Annotated in this window: 13 protein-coding genes; 3 read left to right on the top strand and 10 right to left on the bottom strand. The window is 75.6% G+C overall.

Translation table 11 applies throughout. From position 1 onward, the window contains the following. Window positions 1–133: 133 nt before the first annotated feature. From ACFVXH_RS30455 to ACFVXH_RS30425, 7 genes are all read right to left on the bottom strand, one after another. Window positions 134–331 (bottom strand): thiazolylpeptide-type bacteriocin, encoded by a 198-nt coding sequence (locus ACFVXH_RS30455; protein ID WP_049656540.1) that lies wholly within the window; start codon window positions 329–331, stop codon window positions 134–136. Between the two features lie 580 nt (window positions 332–911). Then, window positions 912–3494, bottom strand: a complete 2583-nt coding sequence (lanL, locus tag ACFVXH_RS30450; RefSeq protein ID WP_387828981.1) for a class IV lanthionine synthetase LanL — start codon at window positions 3492–3494, stop codon at window positions 912–914. 55 nt (window positions 3495–3549) lie between these two features. Next, complete coding sequence (locus ACFVXH_RS30445; RefSeq protein ID WP_198959379.1) at window positions 3550–3717, bottom strand: SflA family class IV lanthipeptide; 168 nt, start codon at window positions 3715–3717, stop codon at window positions 3550–3552. A gap of 177 nt (window positions 3718–3894) precedes the next feature. After that, entirely contained in the window at window positions 3895–4806 is a 912-nt protein-coding gene (locus tag ACFVXH_RS30440) for a squalene/phytoene synthase family protein (RefSeq protein WP_074003110.1), read from the bottom strand. 137 nt (window positions 4807–4943) lie between these two features. After that, window positions 4944–5468 (bottom strand): hypothetical protein, encoded by a 525-nt coding sequence (locus ACFVXH_RS30435; protein ID WP_143204564.1) that lies wholly within the window; start codon window positions 5466–5468, stop codon window positions 4944–4946. A gap of 154 nt (window positions 5469–5622) precedes the next feature. Further along, window positions 5623–6861 (bottom strand): styrene monooxygenase/indole monooxygenase family protein, encoded by a 1239-nt coding sequence (locus ACFVXH_RS30430; protein WP_387828978.1) that lies wholly within the window; start codon window positions 6859–6861, stop codon window positions 5623–5625. Between the two features lie 196 nt (window positions 6862–7057). Further along, window positions 7058–7708: a pyridoxamine 5'-phosphate oxidase family protein gene (locus ACFVXH_RS30425; RefSeq protein WP_074003112.1), complete on the bottom strand. Its 651-nt coding sequence runs from the start codon at window positions 7706–7708 to the stop codon at window positions 7058–7060. 199 nt (window positions 7709–7907) lie between these two features. On the opposite strand from ACFVXH_RS30425, the gene ACFVXH_RS30420 reads away from it, so the two are divergent. Then, entirely contained in the window at window positions 7908–8696 is a 789-nt protein-coding gene (locus ACFVXH_RS30420; RefSeq protein ID WP_387828975.1) for an aminotransferase class IV, read from the top strand. A 45-nt stretch (window positions 8697–8741) separates the two neighbouring features. Here the strand turns inward: ACFVXH_RS30420 and ACFVXH_RS30415 are convergent, their stop codons facing one another. Next, window positions 8742–9914 carry an MFS transporter gene (locus tag ACFVXH_RS30415; RefSeq protein WP_387828973.1) on the bottom strand — a complete coding sequence of 391 codons (1173 nt, stop codon included), beginning with the start codon at window positions 9912–9914 and terminating at the stop codon, window positions 8742–8744. Window positions 9915–10135: 221 nt separating this feature from the next. Here ACFVXH_RS30415 and ACFVXH_RS30410 point away from each other — a divergent pair, with 221 nt between their 5' ends. After that, complete coding sequence (locus tag ACFVXH_RS30410) at window positions 10136–11500, top strand: FAD-dependent oxidoreductase (protein ID WP_387828971.1); 1365 nt, start codon at window positions 10136–10138, stop codon at window positions 11498–11500. Window positions 11501–11660: 160 nt separating this feature from the next. Here the strand turns inward: ACFVXH_RS30410 and ACFVXH_RS30405 are convergent, their stop codons facing one another. Continuing rightward, window positions 11661–12278, bottom strand: coding sequence for a TetR-like C-terminal domain-containing protein (locus tag ACFVXH_RS30405; RefSeq protein WP_049657543.1), 618 nt, complete (start codon window positions 12276–12278; stop codon window positions 11661–11663). A 329-nt stretch (window positions 12279–12607) separates the two neighbouring features. Here ACFVXH_RS30405 and ACFVXH_RS30400 point away from each other — a divergent pair, with 329 nt between their 5' ends. Then, window positions 12608–12823 carry a hypothetical protein gene (locus ACFVXH_RS30400; protein WP_049657541.1) on the top strand — a complete coding sequence of 72 codons (216 nt, stop codon included), beginning with the start codon at window positions 12608–12610 and terminating at the stop codon, window positions 12821–12823. A 104-nt stretch (window positions 12824–12927) separates the two neighbouring features. On the opposite strand, the gene ACFVXH_RS30395 is transcribed toward ACFVXH_RS30400, so the two are convergent. Next, window positions 12928–14985 (bottom strand): ATP-binding protein, encoded by a 2058-nt coding sequence (locus ACFVXH_RS30395; protein WP_387828968.1) that lies wholly within the window; start codon window positions 14983–14985, stop codon window positions 12928–12930. Window positions 14986–15097: the final 112 nt, after the last annotated feature.

The raw sequence follows: 15097 nt of genomic DNA, 5'->3' as shown, positions 1-15097 counted from the left end.
GCACGGCACGCCCTGGGTACGCGGGACGAACCCGACGCGTCCGGGTGGACGCGCCGGGTTCCGTCCTGATGCGCTGGCACCGGCCCCGGAAGGCCTGGCCGGCAGTCCCGGCGTGCGGCCGGACCCTAGGACGTCAGGCGGTCGGCACGTCCGGCAGCTGCGGCTGCGCGCAGGAGGACGAGCCCTGGCAGGAGCAGGAGCCCCAGGACGCGCCGTTCTCCGGCAGCGCGACGGTGTCGCGCAGCGAGGTGACGGTCAGCTCGCTGAGGTCGAGGTCCTGAAGGTCGAGGCCCTCGGTGGCAGCGGTACGGGACGTGGTGGTGTCGGACATGGCGAACTCCCTCGGATGGGCAGGCGGGCCGGTCGGACCGGAAGGTGTGCCTGCGAGCGGGTGCTGCGGAATGTGCCGGGTCCCCCGTGGGTGCGCCGCACTCGGGCCGCTCGGACCCGGGCTTCGCGCCGCCCGAGAACGAATCTAGGCACCCGGCGGCGCCCGGCGGTACGGCCGACCGGCACCTTGGCCGGGAGCCCGTACCCCGTCGGCTCAAGACCGGTCCGGCTCAAGCGGCACTCCAGCGGCCCCCCACGGGCCCCCGACCACGGCCCGGCCCGGGCGCGACCGGCGCCGGATCCGCGCGCCGCCCGCCCGTCCTGTTGCCGGTCCGCGAACGCGTCGGCGGGGCTCGCCGGGGAGGACCGGCCGTGCGACGGCACGGGTGGGATCAACGGCCCTCGGCACGATCGACACCCGTGGTCGGGGCGTGCTCGTACGCAACCCGGCCCAGGACGTCCTGCGGGGCTTCTCGACCGGTCCTGGATCCCACGTCGAGCGGCACCCGTTCAACGGCATGCGGAAGCCCGGCCGGGGACGGGACGTGGGCCTGCCTTCGGACTCGCGCCCCCGGGGCCGCTCAGTGCAGCGGCAGCAGCCCCGGGACCGGGCCGCCCCGCCGGGCCAGGCGGCGCAGGAAGGTGGTGACGCCGGGGGTGCCGACCGCCCAGGCCCGGGCCTCCGTGTCCGGCCGACGGCCTGGCAGCAGCGGCCGGTTCGGCGCGCCGCCCGCCCGCGTGAGGACCAGCTCCGCCACCTCCTGGGCGGCGGCCCAGTGCCGGGCCTCGCCGGTGGCCACCGCGAGGTCGACGCAGAGGTCCCCGACGCCCGCGAGGCCGCAGCAGCGGAAGACCTGCGCGGTCCTCGGGGCGAGCGTCCGGCAGGTGTCGGCGGCGTCGGCGGCCAGCGCCGTCAGCGCGTCGTCGCCGTACTGCCGGCCGGCCTGCACCAGCAGGGTGCCGAGCCCGGCCAGCCCCCGGCACCAGGAGAGGTAGCGGCGGGTCGCCCCGGGTGCGCGGGCGGCGGCGATGATGCCGGGGAGGTCGGCCGCGAGGCCGTCCACGATCTCCCGGGCGGTGCGCCGGGACGCCTCGTCGGGCATCGCGAGCAGGAAGTGGGCGACGCCCGCGCGGCCGTGCGCGAAGCCCTCCGCGAGGGCGGCGGTGCCGGGGTTGGGCTCCTCCCCGAGGTCGTCCAGCGGACGGCCGACCAGTTCGGCGGCGCAGTCGGCCGCCGCCGCCCGGTGCGCTCCCGTCTCTGAGTCGAGCCCGGCGAGCAGCAGGTGCCCGGTGCCGATCCCGGCCGTCCCCGCGATCTGGTCGACGCCCGTGCCCTCGTACCGGCGGGGCGCCGGGGGCTGGGTGCCCAGCGCGGCGGCCGCCTCGGCGAGGAACAGGTCGACGCCCGTACGGCCCTGGTGGAGCGAGCCGTCCAGGTGGTCGAGGGCCGGGTGGGCGGCCGTCCAGGCGGCCAGGTCGGCGGCGGCGGAGCGGGCGTCCGGGCGGTCCGGGTGCTGGAGGAGTTCGAGGCCGAGGCCGGCGGCGCCGTCGTACAGCGAGAGCAGGGTCCGGGGCCGCTCGACGCCCGGGTCGGCGGCGAGCAGCTCGCGGGCCATCCGGACGCAGGTGGTGACGGTGTGGTCGAGCGCGCCGTCCAGGACGCTCCGCCGGGTCTCCGCGTTCCACCGGGCACGGCGGGCCCGCCGGGTCGGCACCGTCCCCTCGCGCAGCCGGGCCGCCGTGGCCGCACGCCTCGCCGGGTCGAGGCTCAGCAGGCCCTCGACGAGTTCCGCGGCCGGGTGTCCGGGCTCCGGGAGGGCGGCGCGCAGGCAGGCCAGGGTGCGGTCGCGGTTGGTCGCCGGGTCGGGGTCGATCACCACCGGGTCGAGGCCGGTGAGGGCGTGGTGCAGGGTGGCGCCCAGGGCGTAGTGGTCCTCGGTGGGGTCCTCCCCGGTGGCGCCGGGCAGGCCGTATCCGGCGGTGGCGCCCGGCGGGCGGTCGCCGTCCAGGGCGCTCACACCGAAGTCGACCAGCGCGGGCCGGCCGTCCCGGTCGAGCACGACATTCGCGGGCTTGAGGTCGCAGACCACCACGCCGCGCGCGTGCACCGCGTCCAGCACCCGCAGCAACGCGCGCGCCAGCGTCCACCAGTCCCGCCCGCCCGGGCCGCCAGCGGAACCCGCGCCGCCCGCGTCTCCCGCCTCGGCGTCGTACGGGCCGCGGGTGAGCACCTCGCGGCGCAGGTCGGTCCGCCCGCAGGCGGTGCTGACCAGGTACTCGTCGGTGCCGTGCCGGAAGTAGTCGACCAGCGCGGGCACTCCGGGGACCCCGGCCAGCGCGTCGAGCACCCGGCGCTCGTGCCGCAGCCGGCCGCGCGCGTCGACACCCGCGCCGTCCTCGGCGACGAAGGCCCGGGCCTGCTTGACCACCACCTCGCGCCCGGTGGCTAGGTGGACCGCGCGGTAGACGTGGCCGCTCGGCGCGCGGGTGATGCCGGCGGTGATCCGGTAGCGGCCGTCGCCGACCCGGGTGGTCGCCGGGCGGGCGGGGGCGCCGGGCGCCTCGAACGGGTCGCTCGCCCAGGGCGGTCGGCGGTAGCGGGCCTCGGCGAGGCCGGGGAACAGCGCGCCGTCCGGGCCGGCCATGCCGGCCTGGGCCTCGTCGTCGGTGACCCGGAACGGGCCGTAGCGGTAGTGCACCGGGGCGTCCGGCCGGACCCGGCGGTCGCTGACCACGGCGGGGCCTTCCCGGCCGGCCAGCGCCTGCGCCAACTCCAGCCCCAGGGCGCGGACTTCCTCGGGCCAGGGGTAGACCGTGACGGCCTTGCCCACGGCGGCGGCGCCGTGCCGGCCGCTGTTGAGCTCCCACAGCGCGGCCGTGCTCACCGCGAACTTCACGTCGCAGACCCGGCCGAGCAGGATCGGGAGCGCCGTGTCCAGCAGCGCTTCGAAACCGTCCGGGCGGGCGGAGAGGTGCAGCTTCCAGCCGTGGGCGAGCTCCGGCATGCGCGGGTCCCGGAGGTACCACCACTGGCCGTCGGTGCGCAGCGGGCGGTGCGGGCCGGCCGCGCTGGCGGCCAACTGCTCGGCCCTGCCGCCCAGTTGTGCCCGCAGTACGTCCTCGTGCGCGGCCTCGGCGGAGCCGGGGTCGGGCGGTGCGCTCATGGTTCCGTCCTCCCCCGGTCCGCCGTGGTCCGCCGTTCGTTCGGATCCGGGTGGATCAGGCGTTGAACTCACAGGGGAAGCGGGTCGGGACGTAGGTCACCCACGGCTCGCCCAGGCAGGCGGCGGGCGCGAGGTCGGCGTCGAACTCGTCCTCGAAGACGATGGCGTCCTCGTCGATCTCCAGCGGGCCGGCGTCGCGGATGTCGGTCAGCAGGGCACTCATGGGGGTCCTCCCAATGATTCAGGTGGTTGGGTCCTGCGTGCTGAGCGCGCTCATGCTAGCCAGGCCACCCGACCCGGGACAGGGAGCTGACGGACCCGCCGGATCGACTACGACAAAGGGAGGTTCCGTTTGTGGACGCCGGCTCCCGAGCGCGCCCACCGGGACGACACGAGCCGGTCAGCCGCGCAGGCGCCGGGCCCGGAGGTACTCGCGGGCCAGCAGGCGCAGCGCGGCGGGCTTCGCCGGGCCCGCCGAACGGCGCAGCAGGGCGCCGAGGTCGGCGCGGGCGGCGGCGCTGGTGAGCTCCTCCACGCCGACGATGCAGCGGACCATCGGGCGGTGGGCGGGCGGCACCCGGTCGATCACGGCCCGGCCCTCGGCGAGGCTGCGGTCGGCCCGGTCGAGCAGGGCGGCGAGCAGGGCCCGTACGGCGGGCAGGTCGCGGGCCTGTTCCAGGTCGGCGCGGGTGACGCCGTGCTCCCGGAGGGTCTGCTCGGGGATGGTCAGCCGGCCCTCGGCGAGATCCTCGGCGAGGTCGTTGACGAAGTCGAGCCGCTGGCTGCCGTCGATGAAGGTGCGGCAGGCGGCGCGGTAGTCGCCCTGGTCCCCGTCGGGGCCGAGCAGCGCGGCGACCACCATGAAGCCGGGCAGCGAGTACCCGTCGATGTAGGCCTGGTGGTCCTCCTCGGTGGCGAACCCGGTGAAGTCCAGGTCGGCCCCGGTCGCGGCGAGGAAGTCCAGCACCCGGTCCCGCAGCACGGGGTGGGCGGCGACGCTGTTCAGCAGCGGGCGCAGCTCGGGGTCGTCGGTGCGGCCCGCGGCGAGGCTGTCGGTGACCAGCCGCTGCCAGCGGGCGGAGGCCGCCCGGCGTTCGGCGAGCGGGCCGCTGTCGAGCAGGGTGTCGGTGCGGTGCATGAAGGCGGCGGCGGCGATCACGTGCGGGACCGTCCGGGCGGGCAGCAGCAGGTCGGCGGCGAGCGCGACCTCCCGCTTGTACCGGGCGACCTGCTCCCGCTGCCGGCCGTAGTCGGCCCGCAGCCCGGCCTCCCGTACCCCGGCCGCGTCCAGCGCCCGCTCCCACCTGCCCACTCGGTCCACCCCATCGTTTGTTCGACGGGGGTCGAGCGTAGCCGGTGGGAGCGGGAGGACCTATTCGGGCTCCCGGGACCGTGCGGTCCCGGACCGCGGCCCCCGCGGCGCCGGACCGCAGGGCCCCGCAGCGCCGGTCAGCGCTGGCGGATCGCGGAGAACCCGCAGGCCGGGGTGCAGAGGGTGACGATGCCGCTGTAGCGGTGGGTGGTACGGCCCCGGGTGACGCTGTGCACGGTGTGCTTCTCGCGCAGGTTGAGCTCCCGGCAGCGCGGGCAGGCGGCGCCGACCGGCTGGCCCCACGGGCGGTTCGGGTTGAGCTTGGCGATCGAGACGACCATCAGCACGGCGGCCACGCCCGCGCCGCCGAAGCCGACCACCCGCCACACGCCGTTCCCGGACTCCCGACGGTCGATCATCTCGTCGTACGAGTAGGTGCCCCCGCCGCCGCGGCTGGACCATATCCGGCACTCGCTGTGCCGGGTCATGGTCTTGCCGTCGCAGGTCGGCGGGGTGTTCGGGTCCGCCTTGCCGACCACCAGGGCCAGGAAGAAGCCGAGTGCGATCAGCAGGCCGAACAGGACCACGGCGACGGTCCGGCTGCGCCCGGTGTGCAGCCGTTTGCGCTCGTTGTACGCCGTATCGATCACTGTCTGGGCCATGTTGCCCCCGTCGACCGCCACTGGCTCTCCTCCTGGTGTCCGCTTCGCCCGCCCGGCCCGTGGTACCGGGCCGGAGGCGCCCCTCGGGTGGGGGCGAGAAGAACCCACCACGAAGGGCGTTTGCTTGTACGGAACTTGGGAAGAACTTGACCTTTCAGTCCTCCGCCGCGACCGAGGCCAGGTAGGCCTCCGCCCTGGCCGGGTCGAAGTACCACTCCTCCAGGTCCGCCGGGTCATTGAAGGCATTGGCGAACCGGTGGGCCACGGCGGGCAGCGAACCCCCCGCCCCGAGGATCCGGAGGACGTGCGGGGGCGGCGGGGCGAGCAGCTCGTTGCTCCAGGTGGTGGAGGGGGCGGCGGTTCGCCAGAACCCGTCGAAGGCCGCCTGCTGGAAGGCCCGGTCGAAGGGCCTGTCGCCGTGGGCGAGGATCGCCTCCAGGTAGCCGGCGGCGCACTTGGCGGCGTTGTTGGAGCCCTGGCCCGCGATCGGGTCGTTGAGGACGACCACGTCCGCGACGCCCAGCACCGTGCCACCGCCGGGCAGTTCGCCGATCGGACGGCGCACCCCCGGGGCGAAGCGCCCGGCCAGCGTCGCACCGGCGTCGGTGAGTTCGACGCCGGCGCGGGTGCGGTCGTACTCCCAAGGCGTGAAGGCCTTCATCAACTCCAGTGTCACCCGCAGGTGTTCGGCGGGATCGCGGATCCCGTCGAAGGCGTCCGCCGGGCCGCCGGGAATCGCCTCCCAGACCATGGCGTCGCACGGACCGGCCTCGGTCAGCGCCGGCACCAGGAAGAGCTCGCCGACACCCGGCACCAGGTTGCAGCGCACCGCCGGGTAGTCGTGCTCGGGGCGCGGACCGAGCCCGTGCACATAGCTGGCCGCCAGCGCGCGCTGCGGCCGCTCGTACGGGGAGCGCTCGTGGTCGCGCTCGAACAGCGAGGCCAGCGCGCCCTTTCCGGAGGCGACCAGCACCAGGTCGTACGAGCCGACCAGGTTCTGCAGGTCTGCCGCGGTCACCTGGCGCAGCTCCACCCGGCCGCCGCGCTCCGCGAACAGCTCCAGCCAGGTGGACATCTTCAGCCGCTGGTCGACGGACTGCGCGTAGGCGTCCAGCCGCCCGACCCAGTCCACCGCCCGCTCCGCCTCCGGCCCGGCGACCGACACCCCGAGGCCCTCGATCCGGGGCGCCCGGTCGGCCCACAGGTCCAGGCCGAGGGCCCGCTCGGTGCGCAGCGCGGAGTCGAACATGCACTGACTGGACATCACCCGGCCGCCGCGCACCTCCTCCGGGCCGCGGTCGGTCAGCACGGTCACGTCGTAGCCGTGCGCCTGTAGCCCCAGGGCCAGTTGGAGTCCGGCCTGCCCTGCGCCGACGATCAGAACTCTGCGCATCGCCCCTGCTCTCCTGGTGGTACGTCCCGGACGGCGGCCCGGACGGACCGGCCGTCTCCGGTCTGCTTACCAGTCATCGGGGCCGCCCGTCCACGGGCCGTACCGACGCTTGTTCCCGCCCCTTGCCGGCACTCGTTCCCGCCCCTTGCCGACGCCCGTCCACGGCCCGTCGCGGCACCCGCGTCCTCGGCCCGCCTCACCCCGTGACCAGCCGCCGGCCGCTGACCTCCTCCGGGCGGATCCGCACCCAGCGCGGCCGCACCCCGCCCGCCCAGGGGGCCGCGCCGGGCAGCCCGGCCAGCCGGTCGAGCTCGGCAGGGTCGTCCACGTAGTGCGCCGGGCCGAGGGCGAGCACGCTCCAGCCGCGCCCGAGGTACTCGTCGATGTGGTCGACCTGGAAGGAGACCGCGGCCCCCTCCACCGGGGCGGCGGCGTCGTGCTCGCCGGTGCGGTAGGCGAAGGAGCCCTGGTCCACCACGTAGTTGACCGGCAGCACCACCGGCCCCGGCTCGACCGGCAGGGCGATCCGGCCGATGCCGTGGCCGCCGACCAGCTGCCAGCACTCCGGCTCGGTGAGGTCGAGCAGCCGGGGGCGCGGGCCGGGGCCGCCCTGGCCGGGCGCGGCGTCGGCACGGCCGGACCGCAGCTCGCCCGGGGTGGTGTCGAGGGCGGCGGCGATCCGGACGAAGCCCGCCGGGTCGAAGCCGGGCCCGGCCTCCAGCAGGCACCGCAGGTAGCGGGGGGCCATCGCGGCCCGGTTGGCCAGGGCCTCCTCGCTGAGGCCCAGCTGCTCGCGCCGTTCGGCGATCCGACGGGCGACGGCGGCGGGGTCGGGGGTGTCGTTCACGGTGGTGCCTCCTCGGCTGGCCGGGGGCCGTCTGGCCGCGTCCGGGCGTTGACCAGGGCGGATCCATCCAAGCGCCCGGCCCCCGGCAAGTCGAGCAACGGCCCGGCCCCGTGCGTGTCGGTCCGCGCCCCCGGGCCGCCGGTGCCCCCGGAGCGGAAACCCGGGGCCGGACGGGCCCCGCTGTGGAAGCATGGCGCGGGTGCTGACCATAGAGATCAACGGCCGCCGGGCGGACGCGGAGAGCGTGTACCGGGTGGCGACGCGGAACTTCGGGCACTTCACCTCGATGCAGGTGCGCGACGGGGCGGCCCGCGGCCTGGACCTGCACCTGGAGCGGCTGGAGACGGCGTCGCGCGCGCTGTTCGGCGAGGGGATCGCGTGCGACGGCGGAACGGTCCAGGGGCTGATCGGACGGGCGCTCGGCGCGGACCGTGATGCGTCGGTCCGGGTCACCGTCGCCGCGCGGCTCGACGACCCGCAGTCGCCCGACGTCATGGTGGCCGTCTCCGACCCCGTCCCCGACGCGCCCCAACCCGCGCCGCGCGTCCGCACGGTGACGTACGAACGCGAACTGCCGCACGTCAAGCACCTCGCGACGATGGGCCTGAGCTACCAGCCCCTCCAGGCCCGGGCCGCGGGCTTCGACGACGTCCTGTTCGTGGGGCGGGACGGGCGCCTGAGCGAGGGATCGATCTGGAACGTCGCCTTCTGGGACGGCCGGCAGGTCGTCTGGCCGGAGGCGGACGTACTGCCCGGCATCACGATGCAGCTGCTGCGGCGCGGCCTGACCCGGCTCGGGCTGCCCTGGGAGGTCCGACCCCTGACCGTCGACGACCTGCCGGGCCTGGGCGCCGCCGCAGCGACCAACTCGATCTGCCCCTGCCAGCCGCTGGCCGCCATCGACGGCACCTCCTTCCCCGCCGACGGGGGCGCCCTGGCCGAAGCCCTCGCCGCCGCCTGGGCCGTGATCCCCTGGGAAGCGGTCTGAGCGCACCGGCCCGTCCGGGACCGCGGGAGTGAGGTCCGGGACCGGTTACCCCTTGGCCCTCCGGTCGCGCCAGGCCGGGGCGAGCGCGGTGAGCATCACCGCCGCGGTGAGCACGAACGCCCACGGGTAGCCCGTCGCGCCCGCGACCGCGCCGAAGGCGACGGCGCCGACGCCCATGCCGCCGTCGAAGGCGACGTTCCACAGCGCCGTCACGGTGCCGTACCCGGCGGGCGGCACCCGGGCGTACATCAGCGTCAGTGTCGCGTTCTGCGCGACGCCGAAGCCCGCGCCGAACACCGTGGCCCCGGCCACCACGGCGACCGGGCTGCCCGTCGAGGCCAGCAGCAGCACCCCGCCGGCGCACACCAGCAGGGCGGGCAGCACCAGCCCGGACGCGCCCCGGCGGTCCCCGTACCGCCCGGCCAGCCAGCGGGTCGCCGTCGCGGCCGCGGGCTGGACCAGCAGCGCCGCCGCGACGGCGGCGGCGGACGGCACGGCCAGCGGCAGGAAGGTGACCAGGATCCCGGCCGCCAGCGCCGTCGCGCCGAACACCACGGCCGGGCGCAGCAGCGCGCCGCTGCGCAGCCCCTCCCGCAGGCCCACCGTCGGCCCGTCCGCCCGGGTGCGGTCCGGCAGCGCCGGGACGGAGACGACGGCGGCCAGCGGCGCCGCCGCGCCGATCGCGAACACCCAGCCCCAGCCGACGTGCTGGGCCAGCCAGACACCGAGCGGCTGACCGGCCAGAGCGGTCAGCCCGGAGACCAGCCCGACCAGGGCGAGCCCCTCGCCGCGCCGTTCGGCCGGGATCAGCGCGGCGGTCAGCGCCCCGCCCGCGACCAGCGCGACGGCGAAGCCGAGCCCGCGCAGCAGGCAGACCGCGACCACGGCCGCCATGCCGCCGGTCCAGGCGAGCGCCAGGGTGGGCGCGCCCAGCAGCACCAGCCCGGCCGCCAGCGCCCAGCGGTGGCCGAACCGGGCGGTCAGCGACGGGGTGGCCAGCTCGCCGACCACGGTGGCGAACATCAGCGCGCCGGTGGCCAGACCCGCCGCGTGCTCGCCGCCGCCGGACTCCTGGGCGTACAGCGGGACGGCGGAGAGCAGCAGGTTGAACCCGGTGGTGCAGCCGAAGAGGGAGACGAGGCGCACCAGCAGCGCCCACGTCACCAGCGGCGGCCGGGCGCGGCCGGAGCCCGCCGCGGAGGCGGTGGTGGTGGTCACCCGGCGACGCTACCGGCCCGCACGGGCCGCCGGTAGGCCCCGCCGAAGCCGCCGGGACACCTCCGGGACGCCGTCGGAGCCCCGGTCGGACCCGCGCCGAGGCCATAGGCCAGCCCTATGACCTCATAGATCATCACCACCTACTTCCCAGGTCATCCGTAGGGTTTGCTACAAAGGTTCAGACCACGTTTGCATCGCGCCCGACCGGAGGACCACTCGTCATGCCCCGCCCGATCCGAGTCGCGATCGTCGGAGCCGGCCCCGCCGGCATCTACGCCGCGGATGCCCTGCTGAAGTCCGACGCCGCCCAGGACCCCGGTGTCTCCATCGACCTGTTCGAGCGGATGCCCGCCCCGTTCGGTCTGATCCGCTACGGGGTCGCCCCCGACCACCCGCGCATCAAGGGCATCGTCACCGCCCTGCACCAGGTGCTCGACAAGCCCCAGGTCCGGCTGTTCGGCAACGTCGACTACCCGAACGACCTCGCCCTGGACGACCTGCACCGCTTCTACGACGCCGTGGTCTTCTCCACCGGCGCGATGGCCGACCGCGCCCTGGACATACCCGGCATCCACCTCGACGGCTCCTACGGCGCGGCCGACTTCGTCTCCTGGTACGACGGCCACCCGGACGTGCCCCGGACCTGGCCGCTGGAGGCCGAGAAGGTCGCCGTGCTCGGCGTCGGCAACGTCGCCCTGGACGTCGCCCGGGTCCTCGCCAAGACCGCCGACGAGCTGCTGCCCACCGAGATCCCGCCGAACGTCTACGAGGGCCTGCGGCGCAACCGGGCCGTCGAGGTGCACGTCTTCGGCCGCCGCGGCCCCGCCCAGGCCAAGTTCAGCCCGATGGAACTGCGTGAGCTGGACCACTCCCCCACCATCGAGGTGATCGTCGCCCCCGAGGACATCGAGTACGACGACGGCTCGATCGCCGAGCGCCGCGCGGTCAAGCACGTCGACCTGGTCGCCTCGACGCTGGAGAACTGGGCGATCCGCGACGTCGGCGACCGCCCGCACCGGGTGTACCTGCACTTCTTCGAGTCCCCGGTCGAGGTGCTCGGCAAGGACGGCAAGGTGGTCGGCCTGCGCACCGAGCGCACCGAGCTGGACGGCACCGGCAACGTGCGCGGCACCGGCGCCTTCACCGACTGGGACGTCCAGTCGGTCTACCGCGCGGTCGGCTACTACTCCGACGAGCTGCCCAAGCTGCCCTTCGACCCGGCCTCGGGCACCGTCCCGCACCAGGCCGGACGGGTCCTGGACGGCGACGGCTCGCACCGCACCGCCACGTACGTCACCGGCTGGATCAAGCGCGGCCCGGTCGGCCTGATCGGCCACACCAAGGGCGACGCCAACGAGACCGTCGCCTGCCTGCTGGACGACCACGCGGCCGACCGCCTGCCCGGCGCCGTCGAGCCGGAGCCGGCGGCCGTCGAGGAGCACCTGCGCGCGCAGGGCGTCCGCTTCACCACCTGGGACGGCTGGAAGCTGCTGGACGCCCACGAGCGCGCGCTCGGCGAGGCCGAGCAGCGCGAGCGGGTCAAGGTCGTCGAGCGCGAGTCCATGCTCCGCCACAGCGGGGCCTGAGCCGCGGCGGGCCCGGGCGCCCGAGCCCGGGCCCGGCACGGACCGCCACCGCCGTCGCCACCGCCGAATCGCACGGGAATTCCCCCCGGAACACAGGAACACACCCGTGGGATTCCGGCGGCGGCCCGCAGATTTCCCGGCGTACCCGGGAGCGCCCCCGTCAGGGGCGGACGATCGGCAGCAGCAGCTCGTCCACGATCTCCGCCGGATCGAGCTGCGTCGCCTCCCCGCCGCACATCTTGATCCGGTACAGCATCAGCGCCGGCACCAGGTCGGTGACCAGCGGGGTGACCGCCCCGGGGCGGACCTCGCCGCGCGTGGTGCCGCGGTCCAGCACCTCGGCGAGCAGCGCCGTCGTCGGCTCGACCACCCGCTCCAGCACGATCTCCACGAAGGCGTGCGCCCGCTGGTGGTCGAGTTCGCTCATGATGGCCCGCACCGCGGCGCCCAGCTCGCTGACCATCGCCGCCCGCAGCCGGGTCACCACCTCCAGCAGGTCCCCGCGCAGGCTGCCGGTGTCGGGGGCCGGACCGGAGGGCGGCAGACTGGCCCGCAGCGCGTCCATGACCAGCTCCTCCTTGGAGGACCAGCGGCGGTAGAGCGCGGCCTTGCCGGTCTGGGCGGCGGCGGCCACCCCCTCCATGGTGAGCCGGGCGTAGCCGTCGGTGGTGAGCTGCTGGAGGACCGCCTCGTAGATGGCGCTCTCCAGCGCCTCGCCGCGCCGCCGCAGCGGGGCGCCCGTCACCGGTCCGTGTCCGGTATCCGTCTCAGCGGTCATGGTTGCGCACCTTCTTCAATCGCCTTTCCTCGATCCCCGTCGCTCCCCGCATTCGCCCGCGGACCTCCGGGAAATCCCTGGTCGGCCGCGCGCACGGTGAAGCATTTCGTATATCACGGACATCGCGGGGGGCCACTGTCGATGTTAGTGAACGAACCCGTTCCCGCCGACGCCGCATAACAGAGTTTCGATCATGCGTTCGATCCGATGGAGTTCCCGCACGTCGGGACCGGGACAGGACCGTGGCCTCATGCGGCTGGGGCGGGACGGGCGGTGGCATGGGGGTGCGGGTTGAAGCGGACCGCCTGCGGAACCCCGTGGAGGACCCCATGACCGACAGAACGGCCAACACCGCGCTGATGGCCGCCGGCGTCGCCGCGGTCTTCGCCGCGGTGAGCATCGCCGCCGCCCTCCGGGCGTGCAAGTGCCCGGTCCGGGGCGGCGAGAGCGCCTCGGAGACGGGACGGAGCCACCGTCCCGGCCCCGGCAGCAGCTCATCCCCCGGCAGCCACCCCCACGGCTGCACTCCCCCCAACTGCCATTGACCCCCTCGTCCTCCCCATCCTCGGAAGCACCAGTTCCGCCCCCGGCCGTCACCCGTCGCGCCGGGGGCCTCTTCGTTGGCCCCGGGCCGGGAAGGACCAGCCCCTCAGCCGCTCGCGGGCCTGCGCGGGAGCACCGCGTGCACCCGGGTGCCGCGCCGCAGGGCGTCCACGGTGCAGCTGCCGCCGATCTCCGCGGCCCGCTCCGACATCGACTGCAGCCCCACCCCCGGGTGCACCGCGAGCCCGTGGTCCGGGCCCCGCCCGTCGTCCTCGACCTCGAGTTCCAGGTGCCCGGCGTCCACCCGCACGGACACCGTGGCGCTGCTCGCCCGGGCGTGGCGCACCACGTTGTTGAGCGCCTCCGCGGTGATCCGGTAGACCGCGACCTCGACGGCGGCGGGCAGCGCCGGCAGCGGGTCGGGCTCCAGCCGGGTGGCGACGGCGAGGTCCGGGCCGCTGAAGGTCTCGGCGAGCCGGCCGAGCGCAGTGGACAGGCCGTAGTCGCCCAGCGCCGTGGGCCCGAGCCGGTCGGTGATCCGCCGGACCTCCCGGACCGCCGTGGCGAGGTCGTCCGCGACCCGGTCCAGCACGCCGGAGAAGAGCGCCGGGTCGTCCACCGCGGCGGCGGCCTGGAGGCGCAGCCGCAACCCGGCCAGCAGCGGGCCGAGGCCGTCGTGGATGTCCCGGCGCAGCTGGCGCCGCTCCTCCTCGCGGGCGGCGACGATCCGCTCGCGGCTGGCCCGCAGGTCCGCCATCAGCTGGAGCGAGGCGACGGCGGGCGCGGCCTGGTCGGCGAGCGAGCGCAGGATGTCGCGGTCGCTGTCGTCGAGCGCCCGCTGCCCCGGGCGCGGGGCGACGGCGAGCCGTCCGATCCGCTCCCCGCGGTGCACCAGCGGGAAGCCCTCGCCGCCGCCGGAGAGCTCCCCGACGGCCGCCAGCGACCGTTCGCCGCTCCGCGTGGAGACGGTCAACTCCACGCCGGGGAGCAGCAGTTCCTCACTGACGGTGCGGCACAGCACGGCCGGCACCTCCTGCGGGTCGACGGTCTGGCTGACCCTCCCGGCGAGGCTGCGCAGCACCTGGTACGGCTGGGCGCGCGAACCGTAGTACCAGCGGTCGACGACGCCGGAGGCCCAGCGCACGCCCCGGGGCAGGCCGGTCGCGAGCAGGAAGACCGCGGCGACCACCACCAGCGCCCCGAGGCCGGTCCCGGGCATCAGCATGGTGGAGAGCAGGCAGGCCACCACCACGAAGGCCACGGCCAGCCCGGCGGCCACCAGCAGGCCGGTCAGCACCCGCCGGGCGGCCCGGTCGAGCCGCCAGGACCCGTCCCGGACCACCACGGCGGCCAGGGTGATCGTCCACAGCGCCGAGGTGACCGCGAACGCGGTGTACGCGGCCGTGCCCTGGTCGAAGTAGTAGCCGAGTTCGGCCCCGCCCCACAGCAGGTACACCCCGAGGCCGATCAGGACGTTCTGCCGGCGCCGCCGGGACGCCCCGCGGATCCGCGCGAGCGGGACGAGCACCACCAGGACGGTCAGCGCGACGTACACGACGAGCTGGGTGTCGAGCATCCGGTCGTTGAAGATCTGCAGCAGGTGCGCGAGGCCGCTGCCCGCGAACGGGTTGGGCCGGCCGAACACGGTCGGCTCGGAGACGTAGTAGCTCGCCGGGGGCAGCCGCCACAGCGCCACGGCGCCGATCGCGAACCACCACCGCCTGCTCGGCAGCGTCCCGAACGGCAGCCACAGCGGCAGCGCGTGCCACAGGGCTCCGCTGACGGTGTCGCACAGTGACGACAGCACCACCACCGCCCCGACCATGCGCGGGTCGCCCCCCTCGACCCAGATCGGGGCCTCGGCCGCGACCGGGAGGATCGTCGCCGCCCCGTACACGAGCAGCACCCAGCCGAGCTGGTTCCCCGGCCGGTGGGCGTGCAGCAGTACTCCACCGGCGACGGCGGCGAGGCCGTACCCGAGCACCGCCAGGTCGTGGGTGGGCACCGAGACCCCGGGCGCGCCGAGGTGGCTCAGCACGTACCCGACCCACAGCCCGCCGGCCACCACGCAGACGAGCGCGCACAGCCCGGCCGCGGCCAGTTGTCGCTCCGCAGGACCGGACCGAGGCCGCCACCAGGCTCTTCGCACGCTCTCCGCAGCCATGAGTCCGCCCCTTCGTCGTCGGGCTCCCGCATATCCCTGAAGTCTGCTCCACCCGTTGTCCCGGGTGCATGAGGCAGCGGCCCCCCGCCGGCCCCCGTGACAGCCGGAGGGC

This window comes from Kitasatospora sp. NPDC058184 (assembly GCF_042883725.1).
In the GTDB taxonomy this organism is placed as follows: Bacteria; Actinomycetota; Actinomycetes; order Streptomycetales; family Streptomycetaceae; genus Kitasatospora.
The sequence above is the reverse complement of the archived record's forward strand: the minus strand, read 5'-3'. Positions and strand labels throughout refer to the sequence as shown.